Raw genomic sequence first — 23,123 nt, forward strand, 5'->3', positions numbered from 1 at the left:
TCTTCTCCAGGTTCGAGTTCGCATCCGAACCCTAACAGAAGATCGACGGTGGCTACCCTGTCAGGGAAACCTTCTTACACCACCCAGTGGGACACGACCCGCTCCAAATTTGCCCAGTCGCTGATCTTGCGGAGGCCCCAGCCATCGCACGATTTGTGAAACATCGACCGGATCACATCGGCGCGATCTTCAATGATGGTGAAACGACCATCCACGACTTCCATCCAAGCGGGGCAGAGGCGCGGGTCGTCTCCACCAGCCTTTGTCTTTCCACTCTCCTGTGTCTTGCGCCACGCCTTGCTGACGCGCCGCGCCTTCAGTTTGCTACTTTCGTGGGCTTCACCTGCGCGCGCCAGCGCCACGATTAGGTTTTCCCAACGCTCTTCGATTTTTGCTGCGTCGTAAATGGTTCCGGTGCCAGCCTCGCAAATGGTCAGGCCGCGTGAGCACAGGTCGGATAAGAGGGTCAGGCTTTTAAGGGCTGCCTGTCTGCTAAGACGGTCCATCGCCTCAACAATCAGAACCTTGCCCTGCAATTCACCTCGTGCCGCCCGCTCCTCGATCTGACGCAACTTTCCATTCTGGGCACGATTTCGACCGTGGTAGGCTGACTTCCCGCTTTCAATGTGAATTTCGTTTTCCAGAATGGTCCAGCCGCGCTGCTTGGCAACATCGCGCGCTAGCTGTTCCTGTCGCTCAAGGGAGTTCCCGTCCTCCTGATTAAGCGTTGACCACCTGATATAAACTATTGCGTCCATAATACCCCGCGCAGAGTGTCCGGCACAGCTCTGCTAACATATCAGAGGTTACGCAACCGTTGCGGTATTGGTCGCACCCGCGATAGGCGTTGACCGAGCGGTCGAATGGGATGTCGGGCGATTGGTTGAAGCTGAGGATGGAGCGTGGGTGTTCTTCGGTGACGGTGGTGCGCAGCTTGGGGCCGGGGCCATCTATGCCCTCGCGCGCATCGAGCCAGTCACCATCGGCCTCACGCGTGGCGAGGCCGAAGCGGGTTGGCACTTTGGCTGATTGCGCACCTCTGCCGTGGATGGACATGGGGAGTTTAGAACATAGGTGGAACAAATACGCAAGGTGCGCCTTTCAAGTTTCACCGTCATCCTGAACTTGGTTCAGGATCCATTGGGCCTATCAGACTGCCGGTCTGGTCGAGAAATGGACCCTGAAACAAGTTCAGGGTGACGAGAAAGAAATGGCGTAAGGCGTTGGAGATTTTGCCAAAATATCACGGAGTAACGAAGGGCCAGATACCGTGGGCGGCAACGGCGTTGCTACTTTTCCAGCAGTCTCGGCATCAGTTCGACGAAGTTGCAGGGGCGGTTGCGGCTGTCGAGTTGTTCGTCGAGGATGCCGTCCCAACCATCCTTGACCGCGCCGTTCGAGCCGGGGAGCGCGAAGATGTAGGTGCCGCGTGCGACGACGGCGCAGGCGCGGGACTGGATCGTGCTGGTGCCGATGGTCTTGAACGAAAGCCAGCGGAACAGTTCGCCAAAGCCCGGAATGTCGCGCGTTTTCACACGGTCCAGCGCTTCTGGTGTTACGTCGCGGCCAGTAAGACCGGTGCCGCCGGTGATGACGACCGCATCAACCCCGCGATCATCGATCCAGTTGTTGAGGCGAGCAACGATGCGGTCAGCCTCGTCCTTCTCCATCGCGCGGGCGACCAGGCGGTGGCCCTTGGCTTTGACTCGGTCAGCCAGAATGTCGCCCGATGTGTCCTCGTCAGGTCCGCGTGTGTCGGAGACTGTGAGCAGGGCTATGTTGACGGGCTTGAAATCACGCGAGGTATCAATTGCCACGCGATGCAATCCTTACGTTTTCGGAACCGGCAAGACCCGGAAATTTGGGCCACATGCCTTGGACGAGACCAAGGCGGCTTTCCGATGGGCCGCCTGCCTGCCGCTCATACATCCAGTAGTTGCGCATGACGATTGCGACATAGCCGCGCGTTTCCCAATAGGGGATCGATTCCATCCAGAGCAGCGGATCGTTGCCGCCGCGAATTTCCGTGTTCCAGCGGCTGATCGGCAGCGGCCCGGCGTTATAGGCGGCCATGACTTTGGGGAGCAGGCCTTGCGTGGCGTCATTGTCGCGCAAGTGCTGGAGATATTGCTGGCCGAAGGCGAGGTTCACGTCGGGCAGATCAAGCTGCTTGTCACGCCCGGCCATCATCGGTTCGACCCTGGACATGTCGCGTGCGGTGCCGGGGCGCAATTGCATCAGGCCCTTGGCGCCAGCGGGGCTGGTGACCGACGTGCGGAAGTTTGATTCCTGCAGCGAATGCGCAAACAGGAGAGCGGGATCAACTTTCCAGCCCGTCGTCGGCGTCCACTTCGGTGCGGGGAAACGTGCAGCCTCGTCCGGGCGAGCACCCGATGGCGCATTGTAGGCCATCCACAACTGGGTCGATGGCAAGCCCAGATCGCGGGCGAGGCGGGAGAGTGGAGCATATTGGCCGGGATTGCCGATGCGGGCCTGGTGGCGCAGCACTTCGTCGGCAAGGCCATCTTCGCCGATTTCGGCAAGCTGCACGGCAGTGCGGATGTTCGGCACATCGCGCAGCGACTGCCAATCGTTCTGCGAGAAATCAGGTGCAGCGGAGGGCTGGCTCTCACGCATTCCGAGCGCTTCAACCGCCATCATGCCGTAGAGCGTATCGCGGAAGCGTGAGGCGCTGCGCAGGGCAGTGGACACTTTTTCCGGCTTGCGGCACCGCGTCCAGGCACGGCTTGCCCAATAGTGAGCGGCGGAGGCCAGTTCGTCGTTGTGCGCAGAACCGGCTGACTTTTCGAAAGCATCTGCGGCAGCGATGCAATCGCCAAGGCGGAAACTGGCAAGGCCGGCTGTCCAATAGGCTTCCGACACCCAAGGGCCGGTTCCTTCGGCCGCGGTCAGCGCGATGGCCCGGGCGGTGGCATCGTCATTTTCAATGTAAAACGCCCATCCGATCTTCTGCCGCCATTCGGCGCGAGCATCGGAGGACAGCGTGGCATCGACGCCATCAAGCAGCGTGCGCGCGCCGACCGGATCATCGAATTTGATGCGGTCCTGAATGGCGTCGGCGACGCTTGCGGGCATCGTGCCATCGCTGATCGAGCGCGGGCGGATGCGCTTTGACACATTGGGCAGCGATACGAAGCGCTGCGCCTGCGGAAGATCTGGCAGTTCGCTTGCGCCGCGCTTCAGTGCCAGACGGCCAAGCTGTTCGGCCCAAGGCATATCAGGCCCACGGGCAAGAACTTCGGTGATGGGGGCCAGCTCTGCGCGTGGCGATGTTGCAGCGAGCATGTATTGCGCGCGGGCGACGGTGTGAAGCGGGCCATCGCTGCGTTGGGCAAACATGGCCTGAACCTTGGTCCAGTCTTCCTGTTCAATCGCGGAGAACAGCGACTTGTAGTAACCACGATCATCTGCGCTGAGCAGGGTTGGCACCGCAGTGCGGGCGGCGCGGCCACGGAAATAGTCCACCGCCGCGCTATTGGCCTGTGCAGGCACCGCAGAGAGCACGGCTGCCGAGGAGGTCAACGCGAGAGCGAGGAACTTTGTGGCGCCAAACCTTTTAGTCGAAGCCAGTTTCAAACCGTTTTCGTTCCCGTCCATTCGAGCCACTTGCTCCAGAAACCCGCTTTGAGGGCGGGACGCGCCAGCATGGCCTCAAGATCCCTTGCCGACAAGGCGGCGATTGGTGAACTCTCTTGATTAATGTCGCGTAAACTTAGAGCCAAATTCGGTGGATCGTGGCCGAGAAGCGTTGAAATGCCGGAAGCACCGAGGATCAGCAGCCGTTTGGGCGCGGCAAGGGCGATGTGGTGCAGTAACACATCGCCAAGACCCGCCGTGTTGAATGCCTGCCAATCAGGCATGGGCACGTGAGCGGGCAGGGTCGATGCCATGTAGGTTCGAGTGCGATCAAGGCCTGACGCGGCAAGGATGCCATCAAGCAGCCGCCCGGCCCGACCGCTGAGCAACGCTTCGGTATCATCAGCCGAGGGCATGGGTACCAGCACCATCAGATCGGCACCGGCAGGCCCGATTGGCGGCAGGCGACGCAGGCCTGCCGGGGCAAGGTGGGGTTCGTCCAGCCACCATGGCGCGAACGCCTCAAGCGATTGCGGCCAGCCCGAACGATCTGACACTTTGGCGATCTGCGGCGAATCGCTGCGCTGTGCAGGCATATCGCGCAGAGGCTTCATTGGGGCCAGCGGAGCCTTTTCGGGCACATCGCGCGCCTGTGTCAGCCAGTCCTGCGGATCATCCACAAACGCGTGGTCCACGCCCGCATCGCGCCACCAATCGAGCGCCGCCGTAACGGCAGCGCTCCAATCGGGTATTTGCGGGTTAGCGGTATCGGGCAAGCTGCACTTCCTTCCAGTCCAATTTGCGGTCTTGACCTTGCCGGTAGCCTCTTTCAAGGCTCAATCGGAAATCAATCGTGCGATTAGCAGTAAGTCGGGAGTGAGCGAGGCATGAGCGAACGGGAATCGATGCCCTATGACGTGGTCATCGTCGGTGGCGGGCCTGCGGGGCTGGCGGCCTCGATCCGGCTGAAGCAGATCAACCCCGAGATTTCGGTCTGTGTGCTGGAAAAGGGCTCGGAAATCGGCGCGCACATTCTTTCGGGTGCGGTGATCGATCCCAAGGCGCTGGACGAGTTGCTGCCCGAATGGCGCACGATGGGCTGCCCGATGGCCGAAGTGCCGGTGACGGACAACTGGCACTGGGTGCTGAGCAAGACCGGCAAGATGGGCATTCCCCACTGGCCGATGCCTCCGTTCCTGTCGAACGATGGGAACTACACTGGATCGCTGGGCAACCTGTGCCGCTGGATGGCCGAACAGGCGATGGAACTGGGCGTCGAGATTTTCCCAGGCTTCCCCGCCGCCGAAGTGCTGTTCGATGAGCGCGGCGCGGTGATGGGCGTGGCGACCGGCGACATGGGCGTGGGCCGCGATGGCGAGAAGAAGGGCGATTACCAGCCCGGCATGGAACTCCACGCCAAGTACACACTGTTTGCCGAGGGCGCGCGCGGCAGCCTGACCAAGCGGCTGAAGGCGCACTTCGATCTGGAGCGCGATTGCCAGCCGCAGGTCTATGGTATCGGCATCAAGGAACTGTGGGACATTGATCCCGAAAAGCACGTGCCGGGGCGCGTGATCCACACGCAGGGTTGGCCGCTTTCGGAATCAAACTCGTGGGGCGGGGGGTTCCTGTACCATCAGGCGAACAACCAGGTGGCGCTGGGCTTTGTCACCGCGCTCGATTACGCCAATCCTTACGTCTATCCGTTCGAGGAGTTCCAGCGCTGGAAGCAGCACCCGGAAATCCGTGCGATTCTGGAAGGCGGACGCCGCGTGTCCTATGGTGCGCGGGCGATCAACGAAGGTGGCTGGCAGTCCGTGCCGCGCCTTTCGTTCCCCGGCGGGGCGCTGATCGGATGTTCGGCCGGCTTCGTGAACGTGCCGCGCATCAAGGGCAGCCACACTGCGATGAAGAGCGGGATGCTGGCCGCAGACTCCATCGTGGTGGCGATTGCTGCCGGGCGCGAAAAGGACGACATGGTGGAATACGATGCCGCCGTGCGCGAAAGCTGGATCGCCAAGGAACTGAAGAAGGTGCAGAATGCGCAGCCGCTGGTGGCCAAGTTCGGCGGCGAGTTGGGCACGGTGCTGGCAGGCGCCGACATGTGGCTGCGCACCATCGGCGGGTTCGGCATCTGGAAGCCGATGAAGCATCACAAGGATGCCGAGGCAACGCAGCGCGCCGATCTGTTCAAGCCGATCGCCTATCCCAAGCCCGATGGCGTGATCACGTTCGACCGGCTGACCAGCGTGGCGTTCTCCTATACCAACCATGAAGAAGATCAGCCGTGCCATCTGGTGCTGAAAGATCCCACCGTGCCGACGCGGATCAACCTGCCGATCTATGCCGGGCCTGAGGCGCGGTACTGCCCGGCGGGGGTCTATGAGTTCGTGGGTGTGGAGGAAGGCAATCCACGCCTGCAGATCAACGCCCAGAACTGCGTCCACTGCAAGACTTGTGACATCAAGGACATGACGCAGAACATCGAGTGGGTGACGCCTGAGGGCGGCGGCGGGCCGAACTATCCGAATATGTAATTCGGTCGGACTTTGGTTCGAAGGAGGCGTCGGGGCTTGCTCCGGCGCTTCTTCCGTTTCAGGGAATGGGCATGACTTTGCGCGAAACTGCCTATGCCAAAATCAATCTGGCTCTGCACGTGCGGCGGCGGCGGGATGATGGGTATCACGAGCTTGAGACGCTGTTCGCGTTCGTGGATGCCGGGGATGAATTGACCGCGCAGACGTCGCAGCGGGATTCGTTGCGCGTGGTGGGGGAGTTTGGCGGGGCGCTGGACAATCCGTTCGGGAACATCGTGGCCAAGGCGCTGGGCGCTTTGCCGCATGGCGCTGGCTGGGATGTTACGCTGGAAAAGAACCTGCCGGTGGCGGCAGGGCTTGGCGGTGGCTCGGCTGATGCAGGCGCGGTGTTTCGCATGGTGAAGCAGGCGCATGGATTGCCCGACGATTGGCACGCGCGGGCGGCGAAGCTGGGCGCTGACGTTCCGGCTTGTGTGGAGAGCGTAGCTTGTGTCGGGCGGGGAACGGGCACGGAACTTGAGCCGATTGAGAACGATCTGGCGGGTGTGCCGGTACTGCTGGTCAACCCGCGCATTCCTCTGGCAACGGGACCGGTTTTCAAGGCTTGGGACGGCGTAGATCGGGGGGCGCTGGAGGGTGCAGACTTGCGCGCGATGGCATTGGCGGGGCGCAATGATCTTGAGGCTCCGGCGCTGACGCTTGTTTCAGAAATTGGCGATGTGTTGGGCGCTTTGGAGCGAACGAGGACGTGGTTGACGCGTATGTCAGGATCGGGGGCGACGTGTTTTGCGCTCTATGATACTGCCGAAGCACGTGATGAAGCGCGTGCTGCAATGCCGGCTGCGTGGTGGACTTTGGCAGGAGCGTTGCGGTGAGCGAAGCCTTCACGATCATCGGAACGCCGCGCTTTGGTGGCATTCTGGTGGTATCGGACCATGCATCGAACCGGGTGCCTGATGACATCGACCTTGGCATCGAGCCGGACTTGCTGAACCAGCACATTGCGGTGGACATTGGGGTGGCTGAAGTGGGCGCGCTCATGGCGGAGTGGCCGGGGATTGCGGCGTTTCAGGGCGGAGTGAGCCGACTAGTTTGCGATTTCAACCGCGATGAGCACCTGCCGACGGTTGTGCCGGTTGCCAGCGATGGGCACGCGATACCGGGCAATGCTCTGGATCACGCGGCGCATGAAGCGCGGCTGGCGCGGTTCTTTCGGCCATATCATGATGCGCTGGGGGCTTTGCTTGGCGATGCGCCACAGGCGTTGATCCTGTCGTTGCACAGTTTTACGCCGCAGCTTGCTTCGAGCGAGGAGGCACGGCCCTGGCATGTGGGCGTGCTTTATAACGAGGATGACCGCGCCGCACGAATCGCTATTCCGCTGCTGGAAGCTGAGGGGCTGTGCGTGGGGGACCAGTTGCCCTATTCCGGCAAGCTGCTGAACGCGACGATGAACCGCCATGCAGAGGCCGAGGGTAGGCCCTATCTGGGTATCGAAGTGCGGCAGGATCTGATCGCTCACGAAGCGGGGCAGGCGGAGTGGGCTGAGCGGTTGGCGCGCATTGCCAATCAGGTTGCAGTTGAAATCAGCTAGGATTTCCGGGCGTTTTGCGCGCATGAGATACTGGCATAGTTGTAATTAATACTTTCGACAGCGGCGGTCCCGGTCGGCTAGGGAACGTTGCCAAGTCGCCCATAAAAACTGATTCCCTGTTCGGAGTTCACGCAATGCCGCCGTATCGTTCACGCACCACCACCCACGGCCGCAACATGGCTGGCGCACGCGGGCTCTGGCGCGCCACGGGGATGAAGGACGAGGATTTCGGCAAACCGATCATCGCAGTGGTGAACAGCTTCACGCAGTTCGTGCCGGGGCATGTCCACCTGAAAGATCTGGGTCAGATGGTTGCGCGCGAGATCGAGGCCGCGGGCGGCGTCGCCAAGGAATTCAACACCATTGCGGTGGATGATGGTATCGCGATGGGGCACGACGGGATGCTCTATTCGCTGCCGAGCCGGGATCTGATTGCCGACAGCGTGGAATACATGGTCAACGCGCATTGCGCCGATGCCATGGTCTGCATTTCCAACTGTGACAAGATCACGCCGGGAATGCTGATGGCGGCGCTGCGCATCAACATTCCGGTGGTGTTCGTTTCGGGCGGGCCGATGGAAGCGGGCAAGGTCGTGCTGAACGGCAAGGAAGTCGCGCTCGATCTGGTCGATGCCATGGTGGCCGCCGCCGACGACAAATATACCGACGAGGAAGTGACCGCGATCGAGCGTTCGGCCTGCCCTACCTGCGGATCGTGCAGCGGCATGTTCACCGCCAATTCGATGAACTGCCTGACCGAAGCGCTGGGGCTGTCACTGCCGGGCAATGGTTCGACGCTGGCGACGCACGCCGATCGCAAGCGCCTGTTCCTTGAAGCGGGCCGCGTGGCGGTGGATTTGTGCAAGCGATACTATGAGGAAGACGATGCGAGCGCGCTGCCGCGTTCGATCGCCACGTTCGATGCTTTCGAGAATGCGGTTTGCCTCGATATTGCCATGGGCGGGTCGACCAACACCGTGCTGCATCTGCTGGCTGCCGCGTTCGAAGCCGGGGTGAACTTCACCATGGCCGATATCGACCGGCTGAGCCGCCGCGTGCCGTGCCTGTCGAAAGTCGCGCCTGCCAAGGCTGATGTGCATATGGAAGACGTTCACCGTGCGGGCGGCATCTTCGCTATTCTGGGCGAGCTTGACCGCGCCGGGTTGATTCACACCCATCTGCCCACCGTGCACAGCCGCACGTTGGCCGAAGCGCTGGACAGGTGGGACATTGCGCGCACCAATTCACCCAGCGTGCAGGAATTCTTCCGCGCGGCACCCGGTGGCGTACCCACGCAAGTGGCGTTCTCGCAGGATCGCCGGTGGAAGGAACTCGACCTTGACCGTGAGAGCGGCGTCATCCGTTCAGCCGAACACGCCTTCAGTAAGGATGGCGGGCTGGCCGTGCTCTATGGCAACATCGCGCGCGAGGGCTGCATCGTGAAGACTGCAGGCGTTGACGAAAAAATTCTGAAGTTCACCGGTCCCGCCAAGGTCTATGAAAGCCAGGACGCAGCGGTGGCCGCCGTGCTGACCGGTCAGATTGTGGCGGGCGACGTGGTCGTGATCCGTTATGAAGGTCCCAAGGGCGGGCCGGGTATGCAGGAAATGCTCTATCCGACCAGCTACCTGAAATCGAAGGGCCTTGGCGCAGCTTGCGCGCTGCTGACCGATGGCCGCTTTTCGGGTGGCACGTCGGGCCTGTCCATCGGCCATGCGTCGCCCGAAGCGGCTGAGGGCGGGGAAATCGGGCTGGTCGAGAATGGCGACTTGATCGAGATCGACATTCCGAACCGCACGATCAACCTTGCCGTGTCGGACGATGTACTGGCCGAACGCCGCGCAGTCCAAGATGCCAAGGGCTGGAAGCCTGCTCAGGCCCGCCCACGGCAAGTTTCGACCGCACTCAAGGCATATGCCGCGATGACTACCAGCGCGGCGCGCGGTGCGGTGCGCGATCTGAAGCAGATCGGGGTCGATTGATGCGCCGCGGGCTGACCCTTGTTGCCGTGGCTGCGTTGGCAGCGTGTTCGCAGGCCGATGAAAAGCCGCAGGGCCGTGTGATCGACTGCGCGCTGGCTGGCGCGGCAAAGTTTGCGCCCGATTGCTTCGTGCAGGATTCGCGCAATGGCGATCAGCAGGTTTTGACCGTTCGCCATAAAGATGGCGCTTTCCGGCGCTTTATGATGGTAGATGATGGACGTGGCGTGGTCGCGGCCGACGGGGCGGACGAGGCTTCGGCCAAGTGGTCTGCTGAAGGCGTGCTGGAAGTGAGCGTGGCGGGGGACCGCTATCGCTTCCCCGCGCGGATGAAGGCCGATGCCCCGCAGCCGTGACGGCATAATGCGCCAAGTGCTGACCGTGGCGCAGATGCGCGCGGCAGAGGACGACCTGATTTCGGCGGGAACCAGCGTTGATGCACTGATGCAGCAGGCCGGGCGTGGTGCTGGTGAATGGGTGCGGCGGATTGCGGGGGGCGGTTCGGTGACCGTCCTGTGCGGACCCGGCAACAACGGCGGCGATGGTTGGGTAATCGCCGAATACTTGCGGGAACATGGCAATGCCGTGCGGGTGATTGCCGCGCGAGAACCGGCAACCGAAGCTGCGCGCACGGCAAAGTCGCTCTATTCGGGCGAGGTTCGGAACGCAGACGCCGATGTATCGGGCGATGTTTTCGTCGACTGCTTGTTCGGCAGCGGTTTGACGCGAGTCTTACCCGAAGATCTGGCGGCCTTGCTGGATCGACTGGCCGCAGGCCACCGCCATCGCATTGCCACTGACGTACCGAGCGGGATCGAGAGCGACAGTGGGCGGCCCTTGAACGAAGGCTTGCCGGACTGCTCCGTGACCATTGCGCTGGGGGCGTGGAAGCACGCACACTTTGCCATGCCGGCCTGTGCCAGCATGGGCGCGCTGAGACTTGTGGATATTGGTGTGTCGGCCGTGCCGGGCGCGGCAAGGGTTCTGGCCAAGCCAGCGTTGATGGCTCCAGCGGCGGATTCGCACAAGTATCGGCGCGGGATGCTGGGCATTCTGGGTGGTGAGATGCCGGGGGCGGCGCTGCTCGCAGCGACGGCGGCACTGCGTGCGGGTGCTGGCTATGTGAAACTGGCGGCGCAGGCGGCGCAATCGGGCGTTCCGGCAGAACTGGTCGTAACGGGTGATGTCGATGCCCTGTTTGTCGATGCGCGGATGGCAGCGCTGCTGGTGGGGCCGGGGTTGGGGCGTTTTGACGCGGCCTCGCAGGTGTTGGCCAAGGCGCTCCATGCAGGCAAGCCATGCGTGATTGATGCCGATGCGCTGGTGCTGCTGCGGCCTGAAATGGTGGGTGATGCGCCTTGTGTGCTGACTCCGCACGAGGGTGAGATGGCAGCGCTGGAGCGCAGCTTTGGCCTTTCCGGCAAAGGGCTTCGGCGGGATCGTGCGCTGACGCTGGCAGCGAAATCGGGTGCTGTAGTGGTATTCAAAGGGCCGGACACCGTGGTTGCCGGACCTTCGGGCGAACTGGTGCTGGCACCGCGTGCATCCTCATGGCTATCGGTTGCGGGTACCGGCGATGTGCTGGCGGGGACCATCGCCAGTCGGCTTGCGACCGATGGCCAAGTCTTGCGTGCTGCGGAGGAAGGCCTATGGCTCCACGCCGATGCGGCAATGCGCTGCGGCGCGGCCTTCACTGCAGGTGAATTGGCGCACGCGGTGCAGGCGGCCTTGAGGGATTGTATTGCATGACTGATTCTGGCCTGATCGTGCGCGTTGCCGCAAAAGGGGAAGGCGCAACTGCCGACGGCAGGTATGCCACGCTGGCTGCGCCGGGCGATACCTTGCAGGCCGATGGCACCGTGGTGCGCGGACCGAACCATGTCGATCCGGCATGTCGGCACTTCCCGGCCTGTGGCGGCTGCCAGTTGCAGCATCTGTCTGAAGCTGCGCTGAGCGACTATGTCTATGATCGCGTGGTCGGTGGGGCGACGGGGCAGAAATTGTGGGACGTGAACGCTGCGTCCGCACATCTTTCGCCTCCACGGTCGCGCCGACGCGCGACACTGCACGCGCAGTCCATCGGCAAACGGGTGGTGATCGGTTTTCGCGAACAAGGTTCGCACAAGATCATCGACATGCGCGAATGCCACGTGCTGACGCCCCAGATGTTTGCATTGGTCGCGCCGTTGCGCGCGCTGCTTGAAGGTTGGGGCAGCAAGAAGCTGGCGGTCGATGTCGACCTTGCGATGACCGATCAGGGCGTCTCGATGGGGCTAAAAGGCCTGACCGCTGAAGGTCTGGCGAAGACCGAAGCATTGCTGGACTTTGCGCGCGACACCGGGCTGGCGCGGCTGACGATGGATTCAGGGTACGGCGCGGAAGGCGTGTGGGAGCCTGAGCCGGTTACCGTGACGTTGGGCGGTGTGCCGGTGTCGTTGCCGCCGGGTGCGTTTCTGCAGGCAACGGCAGATGGCGAAGCCACGCTGGTGAATGCCGCGCGCGAATGGCTGGATGGCGCGGCGACGGTGGCCGACCTGTTCTCAGGGCTGGGCACGTTTACGTTCGCGCTGGCCGGTCCGACGACGAAAGTGCTGGCGGTGGAGGCGGCGCGTGAGCCGTTCCTTGCGTGTCAGAGCGCGGCGCGCATGAACGGAAAGCCGGTTCATGCGCTGCACCGTGACTTGTTTCGCAATCCGTTGCGGGTGGAGGAACTGGACCGTTTTGCGGGCGTCTTGCTCGATCCGCCGCGCGCCGGGGCGACGGAGCAGGTCGACCAAATTGCGCTGAGCAAAGTGCCTCGTGTGGTCTATATCAGCTGTAATCCGGCCAGTTGGGCGCGCGATGCGGTGAAGCTGATTGCCGGCGGGTATCGATTGGCCGAATTGCGGCCCGTGGGGCAGTTCCGCTGGTCCACCCATGTGGAACTGGCGAGCCTGTTCTTGCGGCATTGACGACAGGTTGGTGCGCCCCCGCGAAGGCGGGGGCCTCGGTGTTGTTACGAAGCACCAGCTAAATAGGCCCGAGGCCCCCGCCTTCGCGGGGGCGCTAGTTTGGTGGCGGATGCCGTCAGAAGGCGAACACAATCTTTGCCGCGTGATAGATCAGTGCCATAAGTGTGAAGGACGACAGCGCGAACAGGATGAATCGCAGCATCACCTTGTTCACGGTTGCCTGCACGACTGAATGGATCACGCGCAAGCCAACATAGGCCCATGCCACGATGGCGCTGGTGCCGCCGCCATTGCCAGTCAGCGCGATGACCAGGCACACCGCATAGAACAGCGTCGGCGCTTCGTGCAGGTGGTTGTAATTGTGTGCTTTCCACTGAACCGCAGCGGGCAGGATGTCGTCGAGTGTTTTGGTCGGGTCTTTCGCCAAACTGTCTGGATCCAGCTTCAAGGCGTTCATTGCCGGAATGCGGGTTGCATACATCCACAGCCACATGACCATCGTCCACGCCATCAGCGCGACGGCAGGTTGCAGGATCTTTGCGATTTCCATTGGCATTCTCCCCCATTGTTTAACTCGTTACCCGTGGCTGAGCGTCGCTCCCAGCGCGCGCACGGCCAGCGCCGCAAGGCACAGCGACGACAGCAGGAACAGACTGAAACGCACGGGAATGCGGTTTACGGTGGCCTGCCAGATGGAATGCAGCACGCGCAGCACGACATAGGCCCAAGCCAGCATCACATCGAACGCGCTTGGTCCTAGGATCGCAAGGATAGCCACCGTGGCATAGAACAGGGTGGGCTGCTCCATCAGGTGGGCATAGTTGTGCGATTTCCAGTTGATCTGGTCAGGTAGCACGCCTTCCAGATCCTGCCCGCGTCCGCCCGGCTTGGCCTGACCGAGGCCGCCGAGTTGCTTCAGCGCGGGAAGGCGCGTGGTGGCCATCCAGATGAGCACGATGATAGACCACAGCACCAGAACGGCTGCGGGTGTCAGGATTTGGGCCTGCATATATTGTCTCCCCCGAGATTTTGCGGGAGACTGCTGGTTATGGGTTAGATTGTCAAATGCAACTTATCGACGCAGCGTGATCCGCCGGAAATACCCATAGCGCCCACGCAGAGTGCGCAAGGTCAGGTCTCGGTCGGCGGCGATGCGCACGGCAACGGCGTTCAGGTCTTCGCGCGGGGTGACGTGAAAGCGGGTGAGCCAGTTGTGCATCAAGGCGCGCAACGGAGAGGGCAATCCGCCGAAATCGCCAAAGTCGACCACGTGGAGGGAACCGCCGGGTGCGAGCAGGCTGGCGGCATGGCCAAGTGTGAGTTGCCACTGCGGGATCATCGACAGGGCGTAAGAGATGACCACGCGATCGAAAGTCGCCCGCCCGAACAGCGCCTTGGCATCGAAATCTGTGGCATCACCACGCGCGAGTGTGCAATCTGTGCCAAGGCGGCCTTTTGCAACCGATAGCATCTCTTCCGATATGTCGAGGCCGTGCATGTGCGCGCCGGGCCATGCCCGGGCGATGCAATCGAGGTTGCGCCCGGTGCCGCAACCCACTTCGAGCACGGCCATGCCCGGCCCGGCTTCAAGACCGGCAATCAGGCCATCGCGCCCGAACAGGTAGTACTTTCGCGTGGCGTCATAGATGTGCTTCTGGCGGCGATAGACCGAATCCATCAGCGCACCATGCGGGGTGGGCGGGGCGAGGGTGGCCATGTTCAGGCAAGCTCGTAGAGATGAACGCCGCCATAGATCGACGAGCGATCCTTAGCAGTGCATTCGGCAGACAACGCTTCGTGGTAGTGCCAGCGTGAAAGCAGTGCATCGACCAGACGGCCCGGCAGAAGGCTGGGTTCGGCAGCGGTGCGGAACAGGACGCGCGCGCCCGGGCGGGCGGTACGAGTGATTTGCGTCCACAGCGCGTTCAACTGGTCGTCGGTCATCCAGTCCTGCGCATCGAGCAGGACGTATCGATCCAGCGAGGCGTCGGGCTGGGCGGTGAGGTGTTCGGTCAGGTTGGCGTGTCGCACGTCTACGCGGTCAGCCCGGTCACGCACCGACTGCCAGTTGGCGGCCTGAAGGTAAGGTGGCAGTGGGCACCGGTCGCCCCGGCCATAGCCACGCCCGAACGCTTGCCAGGCAAAGTAGTTGTCCTCGACCGGGAAATCGCAGGCGAGCTTGGACAGTCGGCGGCGCAGGACTTCGGCCATTGGCTCGTTCCCCGCCAGAGCGTCGAACTGTGCGGGCGGAATGCCGAGACCGAAAAGCGAGGCGGGCTGGTCTGTCAGCCAGCGCACGAAGCGCTTGTCAAATACGGGCGCCATTTCGCGCTCGAACACGCGGCGCTGCTCATCCAGATCGCGCGCGTCGAGGATGTTCGATAGATCGATCTTGTAGAGGCGAGCGAGGAGGTGGGCGACGCCGATGAAGTTGCCCAGCAACCCGCGCTTGTAGATGTTGTTCGAAAAACCGCTGATGCGGCGGCGGCCCGAAAGATCGCGGCCTTCCCAATAGCGCCGCGTCGTTTCATCCAGATGCGGCAGGATGTGAGCGCGATAGGCTGCGATGTTGGCCGCGCTATCGGCTTCGGCAAAGAAGCGGCGGAAATGCGCGTGATCTGGCAGATGGCGTGCCGAGGCCAGCTTCAGCTTGTTGAGCGCGATGTGCGCGGTGTTCAGGTCGACTGCTGTGATCGCTGCCGGATCGGCGGTCAGATACGACAGGACATTGCAGCCGCCGCTGGCAATGGCGATGATGCGGCTGTCAGGCTTGATCTGCAGCGCCTTCATGTCAACTTCGGGGTCTTCCCAGATCTGGGCATAGACGAGGCCACGAAAGGCCAGCGCGAAGGCATGATCGAGCATCCGGTTTGCCATGCCGGAACTGCGGCGCACAACCGAACGCGTGATAGGATGGGAACGGGCACGTTCCAGCATTTTGGTGACCCCCGAAGAGAATGTTCGGGAGTTCGACTAGAACGTGACCATTGCGGCTGTGTGGCAGTTTTGCCCAAGCTGACCGCAAGTTGTAAGACGCGCGCTCAAACCTCTGAAATGACGGCAGCAAACGCGGCGGGGTCGACGTTGCCACCGGACAGGATCACAGCAGTACGACCATCTGTGGGCACTTTGCCCGCCAGAATCGCGGCAAGGCCTGCCGCGCCACCCGGTTCCACAACCAACCGCAGCTTTGAAAAGGCATAGCGTTGCGCATTGCGCACTTCGGCTTCGGACACACTGATTCCCTGCAAGCCATGCGCCGTCATGACTTCAAAGTTGATCGGATAGGTCGCAGGCGTTTGCAGCGCGTCACACGCGGTTTTTGGCGCATCGGCAGCAACACGCTGGATTGTGCCCGACGCAAGGCTGCGCGCCACGTCGTCCCAACCTTCTGGCTCAACCGGCACGATCACGGCATCCGGCAGTGCCAGCGCGAGGCCAGAGGCAAGGCCGCCGCCGCCGCAAGGTGTAACCACGCGTGTGGGCGGGCCACCTGCATCGCATTGCATTTGGGCGAGCAGTTCTATGCCGCAACTGCCCTGTCCCTCGATTACCCACGGGTCACCGTAGGCATGGACCAGCGTTGCGCAGCTTTCGTAGGTGAGGCGCAAGGCCACCTCGTCGCGGTCCTCGCCTCCGGGGCGGTCGTACAGCACGACTTCAGCCCCCAATTCGCGGGTTGAGGCGAGTTTCACCGACGGAGCATCGTTGGGCATCACGATCTTTGCGGCAATGCCAAGCTTGCGCGCTGCCCATGCCACGCCCTGTGCATGGTTTCCGCTCGACACGGCCACGACGCCGCGGGCGCGCGCTGCTTCGTCCAGATCGGAAAGCCGGTGCCATACGCCACGAATTTTGAAAGCACCTACGGGCTGCAGGGACTCGGCCTTGCACCAGATCAGCGCACCATTGGGCAATTCCAGCGGCAGCAAAGGTGTTTGCGGCAGCAGTTCAGCCATTTTTGCAGCTGCGCGCAGCACTCCGTGGCGCGTTGGCGTCCGGTCATCGACAGAAGGAATTGGTTTTGTCATGCCACTCCTCTAAAGGCCCTGCCCATGAATGTCCTGCGCATGATCGCGCATGGATACAAAAAGGCAGTTGGAGCAATCATGGCAAAAGTTCTGGTCATCGGCGCAGGCGGCGTCGGCTCGGTCGCGGTCCACAAGATGGCGATGAATTCGGACATTTTTTCCGGCATTGCGCTGGCAAGCCGGACCAAGAGCAAGTGTGACGCTATTGCTGCTTCGGTGAAGGAGCGCACCGGCGTTGTCATCGACACGTTCCAGATCGATGCTGACGATGTTGCCGCCACCACCGCGCTGATCAACGAGGTCAAGCCGGTCCTCGTGGTCAACCTCGCGTTGCCCTATCAGGATCTCAACATCATGGACGCCTGCCTTGCCGCAGGTGTCAACTACATGGACACCGCGAATTACGAGCCGATTGACAAGGCCGAGTTCGAATATTCGTGGCAATGGGCCTATCAGGACAAGTTCAAGCAGGCAGGCCTGATGGCGCTGCTGGGGTCGGGCTTCGATCCCGGCGTGACCAGCGTGTTCGCCACGTGGCTGCGCAAGCACAAGCTCGACACGATCCGCACGCTCGACATACTCGATTGCAACGGTGGCGATCATGGTCAGCACTTTGCCACCAACTTCAACCCGGAAATCAACATCCGCGAAGTTACAGCGCCTGCGCGCCACTACCTGAACGGTGAGTGGGTCGAAACGCCTGCGCTCACCATCCGCCAGCAGTTCGATTTCGAGGCTGTCGGCCCGAAGAACATGTACCTGATGTACCACGAGGAGCTCGAAAGCCTCGCGCATCACCTGCCCGAGATCAAGCGCATCCGCTTCTGGATGACCTTCGGCGATGCCTATATCACGCACCTTACCGTGCTGCAGAACGTGGGCATGACGCGGATCGATCCGGTGATGTACAACGGGCAGGAAATTATCCCGCTGCAGTTCCTCAAGGCCGTGTTGCCCGAACCCGCCTCGCTGGGTGCGACGACCAAGGGCAAGACCAACATCGGCGATATCGCCACCGGCCTTAAGGACGGGGTGGAAAAGACCTTCTACATCTACAACATCTGCGACCACGAAGACGCCTACGCCGAAACCGGCAACCAGGCCGTCAGCTACACCACCGGCGTTCCAGCAATGATCGGCGCGGCGATGATGGTGCAGGGCTTGTGGAGCGGCGAGGGCGTGTTCAACATGGAACAGTTCGATCCCGATCCCTACATGGACATGCTGAACAAGCACGGGCTGCCGTGGCAGGTGAAAGAACTGGCGGGGCCGCTGGAGTTTTGATTTTTCTGTTTCACGCAGAGACGCGGGTTGAAGAAGGTTTCGCGCAGAGGCGCAGAGGAAGCAGAGAACGCGGAGGAAAGCATCGTTGACGATTGATGACCTCAGCGCAGTTGTAATCGAAGAGGCCATTGGCATTCACCGGCAGATCGGGCCTGGCCTTTTCGAATCTGTGTATGAAGCAGTTCTGTTTGGACGGCTTGAAGCGCGAGGCCTTCAGGTCGAACGACAAGTTCCCGTTGGTGTTAATCTGGATGGCATATTTTACGATGCTGCCTTCCGGATTGATCTGTTGGTAGGCGGTCGCTTGATCGTTGAAGTTAAGGCAGTTGATCAGCTCAGCAAGGCGCACGCGAAGCAGTTGTTGACCTATCTGAGACTGATGAAGCAGCCCGTCGGGCTGGTTTTGAATTTTTCTGGCGCAACCATGAAAGAAGGCATCCGCCGCTTGGTAAATGACTACAAGGCGGAATAAGCCTTTGCGATCTCTGCTTCCTTTGCGCCTCTGCGCGAAACATTTTTTCTAAGGACTGAAAATGGAAACCAGAGCCGGCGATCCGGGCGCGTTTGCGCAGTTTGACTTGTCGCGTGTCGACAGCCCCGCTTTCGTGGCCGATGCCGCAAAGTTGCGCGCCAATCTGGCGGTGCTGGCCGATGTGCGAGACCGGGCCGGGATCAAAGTTCTGGCAGCGCTCAAGGCGTTCTCGATGTGGAAGGTTGCGCCGATTGTCGGGGAATATCTCGATGGCGTCTGCACGTCGGGCCTGTGGGAAGCAAAGTTGGCGGGGGAGCATTACTCCGGCGAAATTGCGACCTATTGCGCGGCCTACAAAGCGCAGGACATGGCCGAAATTCTGCGCCTTTCCGACCATGTGATCTTCAATTCCCCCGGCCAGCACGCACGTTTCGCGGGCGAGATCGCAGCAGCGCGAGCGGCGGGTGAAGCGTTCGATATCGGCTTGCGGATCAACCCGCTTCATGCCGAGGGCGAAGTGCCGCGCTATGATCCGTGCGCCCCGCATTCACGCCTCGGCTTTCCGGTGGACCAACTCACTGCCAAACACCTCGAAGGCGTTTCGGGCTTGCACTTCCACACGTTATGCGAGCAGGACTTCGAACCGCTCCAGCGCACGTGGGACGCGCTTGAAGCGCGCATCGCCCCGTATTTCGGACAGCTCAAGTGGCTCAATTTCGGTGGCGGCCACCACATCACGCGCGCCGATTACCAACGCGACGATCTGGTGGCGTTCCTGCGTGACGTGAAAGCGCGCACCGGCTGCGAAATCTATCTTGAACCGGGTGAGGCTGTGGCGCTTGATGCCGGTATTCTGGTGGGCACCGTGCTCGATACGCACTGGAATGGGATGCAGCTTGGCATCACCGACATATCGGCCACCTGCCATATGCCCGACGTGATCGAGGCGCCCTATCGCCCGGCAATGCTGGGTGAACTGCCTATCGATGAGTATGAAGATGCAGGCGAGGACGGTGCGCCTGTACGTCTGGGCGGGCCGTCGTGCCTCGCCGGAGACGTGATTGGCGATTACCGCCTGCCACATGGCGCAGAGCCCGGCACGCGTTTCGCGTTCCTCGATCAGGCGCACTATTCGATGGTCAAGACCACGACGTTCAACGGCGTGCCTTTGCCATCGATCTGGCTGTGGGACAGCGAGACCGACGCATTGGAGAAGGTGCGCAGCTTCACGTACGAGGACTTCCGCGACCGCCTTTCCTGAGGCATGTTGCCCGCCAACGACAATGTAGCGGGAGAATGGCATGTCCGGTGAAATGCTTGATGGCGTAACCAGCGACCCGCTGACGATGGGCTGGATGCAGGGCATTCCGCCGCTTGCGGACAGGTTGTTGCTTACCTCCCGCGCCGACCACATGCGCTTTCCGATGATCCGCTGGTCCTATTCGAACATGCGCCAGTTCGTGCCGTCGCGCCGCGTGGGTGCAGGCGTGGGCGGTAAGCCTTTCGAGCGCGCATTGCGCGACGAACTGGCCGAGGTGCCGTTCACCCCCTTGAATTGTGACGCTACTGTCACATTCTGGGAATCGCTGACACAAGCTTTCACCGACGGCATCCTCGTCCTCCATCGCGGCAAGGTTGTGTTCGAACGCTGGTTCGGCGTGACCGGCCCGGAAACGCGGCACATTGCGTTCTCTGTCACCAAGAGCTTCGTTGGCACGATCGCCGAAATGCTGTTGGAGGAGGGGAGACTCGATCCTGCTACGCCGGTCGCGCATTACCTGCCTGAACTGGCAAACAGCGGCTTTGGCGATGCTAGCGTGCAGCAGGTCATGCACATGACCACCGCGCTCGATTTTTCGGAGGACTATGCCGATCCAAACTCGGGCATCGGCGCCTACAGCGCTGCGCTCGGTCTTACACCACGGCCTGACGGTTATGCGGGGCCGACCAACCTTGCCAGCTATCTCCCGACCATCAGCAAGGCTGGCGAACATGGGCAGGGCTTCACCTATCGCACGCCGAACACGGAGGTGCTGGCGTGGCTCATCGCCCGGATCGAAGGCAAGCACTTTGCCGATATCCTCTCCGAACGCTTGTGGCAGCCGCTGGGTATGTTGGGCGATGCAGACCTGATCGTCGACCAAGCGGGCATGGCCTTTGCCGGGGGAGGCCTCAGCTTGCGACTGGAAGACCTTGCTCGCTTTGGCGAGGCGATGCGGCTGGGTGGTGTGGGTGTCGTTTCTCCGCGCGTGGTGGAGCGCATCCGCCGGGGCGGTGATCCTGCGCATTTTGATCGCTCGCGCTACCCGCAATTGCCCGGCTGGAGCTATGGCAGCCAGTGGTGGCACAGCCACAACAATCGCGGCTGCTTCTCTGCACGGGGCATCCATGGGCAGACGATTTGGGTCGATCCAGAGGCTGAAATGACGATTGCACGATTCGCTTCGCACCCGATTGCGGCAAATGGTGCGAATGACCCACTTTCGCTGCCGGCGTGGGAGGCGATGGCCCATGCCCTAAAGTGCTGAAATTGCGCGCTCCCTTTGGAATTGTGTCATTTTTCTGACACGTATGTTGAGCCTTCAGTTTTTCACTTGATGTTCAGCACAGGAGCCTTATTACGCCCCTCTCGCTGCCCCATGGGGACTTCCAAACCGCAAGGCAGCTTCGTTCAACGTTCCGTTTGGGGGTCCCTTGAGTTGCACATCCATCATGACGCACTGGCTGTAGTTCGCGCTTCGGCGCCTGAACAACCCGCTATTCTGAACCGTCCGCACGCCGCAGCGCGCGCTGCCCGCTTTTTCGTAGAGAAGTTTCCGGGCAAGTCGCTCTATGCGGTGAAAGCGAATCCGTCGGCAGATCTGATCCGCATCCTGTGGGATTCAGGCGTAACGCACTATGATGTCGCTTCGATCGTCGAGGTGCGTCTGGTCCGCGAAACGTTGCCGGAAGCGACGCTGTGCTTCATGCATCCGGTCAAATCGCCGTCCGCGATCCGCGATGCATACCACAACTATGGTGTGCGCGTGTTCAGCCTCGATTCGCTTGAGGAACTGGAGAAGATCAAGGCGGCAACGGCCGATGCCGATGGCAACGTGCCCGAAGACCTGACGCTGTGCGTGCGCCTGCGCGTTTCGTCGGAATATTCGGAACTGAGCCTTGCATCGAAGTTCGGTTGCGATCTGACCAATGCCGCTGAACTGCTGCAGGCAACCCGCCAGGTGGCAGATTCGCTCGGCATCTGCTTCCACGTTGGCAGCCAGTCGATGAGCCCGCACGCTTATGTGCAGGCGCTGGAGCGTGTTCGTGCGGCGATTGTGGATGCCTCGGTGCTTGTTGACATCATCGATGTCGGCGGCGGCTTCCCGTCGATCTATCCCGGCATGGAACCCCCGCCGCTGGAGGATTACTTCGGCGTGATCGATCGCACCTATGAATCGCTGCCGGTTTCGTACTCGGCCGAACTGTGGTGTGAGCCGGGCCGTGCGCTGTGCGCAGAGTATAACTCGATGATCGTGCGTGTTGAACGTCGTCGTGGGTCTGAACTCTACATCAACGATGGTGCCTATGGCGCACTGTTCGATGCCGCTCACGTAGGCTGGCGCTTCCCTGTGCGCGTGCTGCGCGATCAGGTCGCCAATGACGAGGCTGAGGTCGAACTGGAGCCATACAGCTTCTACGGCCCTACCTGCGACGATATGGACCACATGGAAGGTCCGTTCGAACTGCCGGTGGACGTGAAAGTGGGCGACTACATCGAAGTCGGGATGCTCGGCGCTTATGGTGCTGCCATGAAGACTGCGTTCAACGGCTTCGGCGCAACCGATGTGTTCGAAGTGTCAGACGAGCCGATGGCCAGTCAGTACCGTGGCGACCGCCGCGATCCGCGCGTGTCAGACAACGTGGTGTCGCTTCGCTGATTTCCTGCGCTTCGAGGTGAATTGAGGAAAGGCCCTGCCGCGAGGCGGGGCCTTTTCCTTTTGCGGTCAGAACCCGATGAACCGTGCGGCCTCGTCAACGCTCTTGCGGTTGCTGACCACGGCATTGGCCGGAAAGCCCGGGTCGGGCCAACCCAGCGCGACCGCCTTCATGATCACCTGATCGTCGGGAATGCCTGCATGTTCACGCACCACCGGAGATTGCATGATACCCTGCGAGTTGATCACGCAGCCAAGTCCTCGTGACCATGCAGCGTTAACCAGCGCGGTCGTCACCGCGCCGCAATCGAAGGCGGTGTCATCGCTACCTGACAGTTCGCGATCATAGGCCACGATCACGCAGACCGGTGCATCGAACTGACGAAAGCCGCGCAGCACCCAGTCCTGCCGGGCCGCAGCATCATCGCGCGCAATGCCCATCACGCCAAACAGCTGTTTGGCAACTTCGACCTGCCGCTCGCGGTGAACTCCGGCGAAAGGCTCGCCCCGGCGGAACTCACGGCTGTCAGGCTCGCCCGCTAATATGCGCTCGGTATTGCCCTTGCGAATGCGGTCCAGCGGTTCGCCAGTGATGATGTGGAAATGCCACGGCTGCGTGTTCATCGATGTGGGTGCGCGCATCGCCAGCGTCAGTATTTCTTCGATCAGTTCGCGGGGAACCGGCTTTTCGAGATAGCCCCGGATCGAGCGGCGGCCGAGGACCACTTCATCAAAAGTCTGCGCAGGCATGATCTCTCCCG

The 23,123-nt window shown here is 61.6% G+C and carries 22 protein-coding genes and 1 pseudogene; 12 read left to right on the forward strand and 11 right to left on the reverse strand.

The annotated features are described in order from the left end of the window. Window positions 1-74 precede the first annotated feature (74 nt). The 5 genes and pseudogenes from B7X90_RS08080 to B7X90_RS08100 form a co-directional block, all read right to left on the reverse strand. Window positions 75-758: a recombinase family protein gene (locus B7X90_RS08080; protein WP_292623384.1), complete on the reverse strand. Its 684-nt coding sequence runs from the start codon at window positions 756-758 to the stop codon at window positions 75-77. A gap of 49 nt (window positions 759-807) precedes the next feature. Next, window positions 808-1,056, reverse strand: a pseudogene (locus B7X90_RS08085) (radical SAM protein); the annotation flags it as partial. A 233-nt stretch (window positions 1,057-1,289) separates the two neighbouring features. Beyond that, on the reverse strand, window positions 1,290-1,817 hold the full coding sequence (moaB, locus tag B7X90_RS08090) for a molybdenum cofactor biosynthesis protein B (protein ID WP_292623385.1): 528 nt from the start codon (window positions 1,815-1,817) through the stop codon (window positions 1,290-1,292). Beyond that, window positions 1,807-3,618, reverse strand: a complete 1,812-nt coding sequence (locus B7X90_RS08095; RefSeq protein ID WP_292623386.1) for a lytic transglycosylase domain-containing protein — start codon at window positions 3,616-3,618, stop codon at window positions 1,807-1,809. The genes moaB and B7X90_RS08095 overlap by 11 nt, the downstream gene beginning before the upstream one ends. Further along, entirely contained in the window at window positions 3,594-4,373 is a 780-nt protein-coding gene (locus B7X90_RS08100) for a hypothetical protein (RefSeq protein ID WP_292623387.1), read from the reverse strand. The genes B7X90_RS08095 and B7X90_RS08100 overlap by 25 nt, the downstream gene beginning before the upstream one ends. A 111-nt stretch (window positions 4,374-4,484) precedes the next feature. Here B7X90_RS08100 and B7X90_RS08105 point away from each other — a divergent pair, with 111 nt between their 5' ends. The 7 genes from B7X90_RS08105 (at window position 4,485) to B7X90_RS08135 (ending at window position 12,658) form a co-directional block, all read left to right on the forward strand. Next, window positions 4,485-6,134 carry an electron transfer flavoprotein-ubiquinone oxidoreductase gene (locus tag B7X90_RS08105; RefSeq protein WP_292623388.1) on the forward strand — a complete coding sequence of 550 codons (1,650 nt, stop codon included), beginning with the start codon at window positions 4,485-4,487 and terminating at the stop codon, window positions 6,132-6,134. 71 nt (window positions 6,135-6,205) lie between these two features. After that, window positions 6,206-7,009 carry a 4-(cytidine 5'-diphospho)-2-C-methyl-D-erythritol kinase gene (locus B7X90_RS08110; protein WP_292623391.1) on the forward strand — a complete coding sequence of 268 codons (804 nt, stop codon included), beginning with the start codon at window positions 6,206-6,208 and terminating at the stop codon, window positions 7,007-7,009. After that, window positions 7,006-7,728, forward strand: coding sequence for an N-formylglutamate amidohydrolase (locus B7X90_RS08115; protein WP_292623393.1), 723 nt, complete (start codon window positions 7,006-7,008; stop codon window positions 7,726-7,728). The genes B7X90_RS08110 and B7X90_RS08115 overlap by 4 nt, the downstream gene beginning before the upstream one ends. Window positions 7,729-7,862: 134 nt before the next feature. Further along, window positions 7,863-9,710, forward strand: coding sequence for a dihydroxy-acid dehydratase (gene ilvD, locus B7X90_RS08120; RefSeq protein ID WP_292623395.1), 1,848 nt, complete (start codon window positions 7,863-7,865; stop codon window positions 9,708-9,710). Next, entirely contained in the window at window positions 9,710-10,063 is a 354-nt protein-coding gene (locus B7X90_RS08125; protein WP_292623397.1) for a hypothetical protein, read from the forward strand. The genes ilvD and B7X90_RS08125 overlap by 1 nt, the downstream gene beginning before the upstream one ends. Then, window positions 10,047-11,456, forward strand: a complete 1,410-nt coding sequence (locus B7X90_RS08130) for an NAD(P)H-hydrate dehydratase (protein WP_292623398.1) — start codon at window positions 10,047-10,049, stop codon at window positions 11,454-11,456. Before B7X90_RS08125 ends, B7X90_RS08130 begins: the two co-directional genes overlap by 17 nt. Then, window positions 11,453-12,658 carry a class I SAM-dependent RNA methyltransferase gene (locus B7X90_RS08135; protein WP_292623400.1) on the forward strand — a complete coding sequence of 402 codons (1,206 nt, stop codon included), beginning with the start codon at window positions 11,453-11,455 and terminating at the stop codon, window positions 12,656-12,658. The genes B7X90_RS08130 and B7X90_RS08135 overlap by 4 nt, the downstream gene beginning before the upstream one ends. A 115-nt stretch (window positions 12,659-12,773) precedes the next feature. Here B7X90_RS08135 and B7X90_RS08140 read toward each other — a convergent pair whose 3' ends face one another. The 5 genes from B7X90_RS08140 to B7X90_RS08160 form a co-directional block, all read right to left on the reverse strand. Beyond that, a complete protein-coding gene (locus B7X90_RS08140; RefSeq protein ID WP_292623402.1) occupies window positions 12,774-13,208 on the reverse strand; it encodes an MAPEG family protein in 435 nt (144 codons plus the stop codon). A gap of 27 nt (window positions 13,209-13,235) precedes the next feature. Beyond that, window positions 13,236-13,667, reverse strand: a complete 432-nt coding sequence (locus B7X90_RS08145; protein ID WP_292623404.1) for an MAPEG family protein — start codon at window positions 13,665-13,667, stop codon at window positions 13,236-13,238. Between the two features lie 63 nt (window positions 13,668-13,730). Further along, entirely contained in the window at window positions 13,731-14,375 is a 645-nt protein-coding gene (locus B7X90_RS08150; protein ID WP_292623407.1) for a class I SAM-dependent methyltransferase, read from the reverse strand. 2 nt (window positions 14,376-14,377) lie between these two features. Then, entirely contained in the window at window positions 14,378-15,595 is a 1,218-nt protein-coding gene (locus B7X90_RS08155; protein WP_292623410.1) for a DUF3419 family protein, read from the reverse strand. A gap of 104 nt (window positions 15,596-15,699) precedes the next feature. Continuing rightward, a complete protein-coding gene (locus tag B7X90_RS08160) occupies window positions 15,700-16,689 on the reverse strand; it encodes a pyridoxal-phosphate dependent enzyme (protein ID WP_292623413.1) in 990 nt (329 codons plus the stop codon). Window positions 16,690-16,767: 78 nt separating this feature from the next. Between B7X90_RS08160 and B7X90_RS08165 the strand changes: the two genes are divergently transcribed. The 5 genes from B7X90_RS08165 to B7X90_RS08185 all read left to right on the forward strand — a co-directional run bounded on the left by B7X90_RS08165 (window position 16,768) and on the right by B7X90_RS08185 (window position 22,365). After that, on the forward strand, window positions 16,768-17,973 hold the full coding sequence (locus B7X90_RS08165; protein WP_292623415.1) for a saccharopine dehydrogenase family protein: 1,206 nt from the start codon (window positions 16,768-16,770) through the stop codon (window positions 17,971-17,973). A gap of 85 nt (window positions 17,974-18,058) precedes the next feature. After that, window positions 18,059-18,445, forward strand: coding sequence for a GxxExxY protein (locus B7X90_RS08170; RefSeq protein ID WP_292623417.1), 387 nt, complete (start codon window positions 18,059-18,061; stop codon window positions 18,443-18,445). 61 nt (window positions 18,446-18,506) lie between these two features. Then, entirely contained in the window at window positions 18,507-19,706 is a 1,200-nt protein-coding gene (locus B7X90_RS08175) for a carboxynorspermidine decarboxylase (protein WP_292623419.1), read from the forward strand. 40 nt (window positions 19,707-19,746) lie between these two features. Further along, entirely contained in the window at window positions 19,747-20,973 is a 1,227-nt protein-coding gene (locus tag B7X90_RS08180) for a serine hydrolase (protein ID WP_292623420.1), read from the forward strand. A 171-nt stretch (window positions 20,974-21,144) separates the two neighbouring features. Beyond that, window positions 21,145-22,365, forward strand: coding sequence for a type III PLP-dependent enzyme (locus B7X90_RS08185; RefSeq protein ID WP_292623422.1), 1,221 nt, complete (start codon window positions 21,145-21,147; stop codon window positions 22,363-22,365). Between the two features lie 66 nt (window positions 22,366-22,431). Here B7X90_RS08185 and B7X90_RS08190 read toward each other — a convergent pair whose 3' ends face one another. Next, complete coding sequence (locus tag B7X90_RS08190) at window positions 22,432-23,112, reverse strand: nitroreductase (protein ID WP_292623424.1); 681 nt, start codon at window positions 23,110-23,112, stop codon at window positions 22,432-22,434. Window positions 23,113-23,123: the final 11 nt, after the last annotated feature.

Source organism: Novosphingobium sp. 17-62-19 (assembly GCF_002256775.1).
GTDB lineage: Bacteria > Pseudomonadota > Alphaproteobacteria > Sphingomonadales > Sphingomonadaceae > Novosphingobium.

Excerpts from the sequence above, each read along its gene's own strand:
- B7X90_RS08080 (WP_292623384.1), bottom strand. The coding sequence starts at position 758 with ATGGACGCAATAGTTTATATCAGGTGGTCAACGCTTAATCAGGAGGAC.
- B7X90_RS08095 (WP_292623386.1), bottom strand. The coding sequence starts at position 3,618 with ATGGACGGGAACGAAAACGGTTTGAAACTGGCTTCGACTAAAAGGTTT.
- B7X90_RS08105 (WP_292623388.1), top strand. The coding sequence starts at position 4,485 with ATGAGCGAACGGGAATCGATGCCCTATGACGTGGTCATCGTCGGTGGC.
- B7X90_RS08110 (WP_292623391.1), top strand. The coding sequence starts at position 6,206 with ATGACTTTGCGCGAAACTGCCTATGCCAAAATCAATCTGGCTCTGCAC.
- ilvD (WP_292623395.1), top strand. The coding sequence starts at position 7,863 with ATGCCGCCGTATCGTTCACGCACCACCACCCACGGCCGCAACATGGCT.
- B7X90_RS08125 (WP_292623397.1), top strand. The coding sequence starts at position 9,710 with ATGCGCCGCGGGCTGACCCTTGTTGCCGTGGCTGCGTTGGCAGCGTGT.
- B7X90_RS08130 (WP_292623398.1), top strand. The coding sequence starts at position 10,047 with ATGCCCCGCAGCCGTGACGGCATAATGCGCCAAGTGCTGACCGTGGCG.
- B7X90_RS08135 (WP_292623400.1), top strand. The coding sequence starts at position 11,453 with ATGACTGATTCTGGCCTGATCGTGCGCGTTGCCGCAAAAGGGGAAGGC.
- B7X90_RS08140 (WP_292623402.1), bottom strand. The coding sequence starts at position 13,208 with ATGGAAATCGCAAAGATCCTGCAACCTGCCGTCGCGCTGATGGCGTGG.
- B7X90_RS08145 (WP_292623404.1), bottom strand. The coding sequence starts at position 13,667 with ATGCAGGCCCAAATCCTGACACCCGCAGCCGTTCTGGTGCTGTGGTCT.
- B7X90_RS08150 (WP_292623407.1), bottom strand. The coding sequence starts at position 14,375 with ATGGCCACCCTCGCCCCGCCCACCCCGCATGGTGCGCTGATGGATTCG.
- B7X90_RS08155 (WP_292623410.1), bottom strand. The coding sequence starts at position 15,595 with ATGCTGGAACGTGCCCGTTCCCATCCTATCACGCGTTCGGTTGTGCGC.
- B7X90_RS08160 (WP_292623413.1), bottom strand. The coding sequence starts at position 16,689 with ATGACAAAACCAATTCCTTCTGTCGATGACCGGACGCCAACGCGCCAC.
- B7X90_RS08165 (WP_292623415.1), top strand. The coding sequence starts at position 16,768 with ATGGCAAAAGTTCTGGTCATCGGCGCAGGCGGCGTCGGCTCGGTCGCG.
- B7X90_RS08175 (WP_292623419.1), top strand. The coding sequence starts at position 18,507 with ATGGAAACCAGAGCCGGCGATCCGGGCGCGTTTGCGCAGTTTGACTTG.
- B7X90_RS08180 (WP_292623420.1), top strand. The coding sequence starts at position 19,747 with ATGTCCGGTGAAATGCTTGATGGCGTAACCAGCGACCCGCTGACGATG.
- B7X90_RS08190 (WP_292623424.1), bottom strand. The coding sequence starts at position 23,112 with ATGCCTGCGCAGACTTTTGATGAAGTGGTCCTCGGCCGCCGCTCGATC.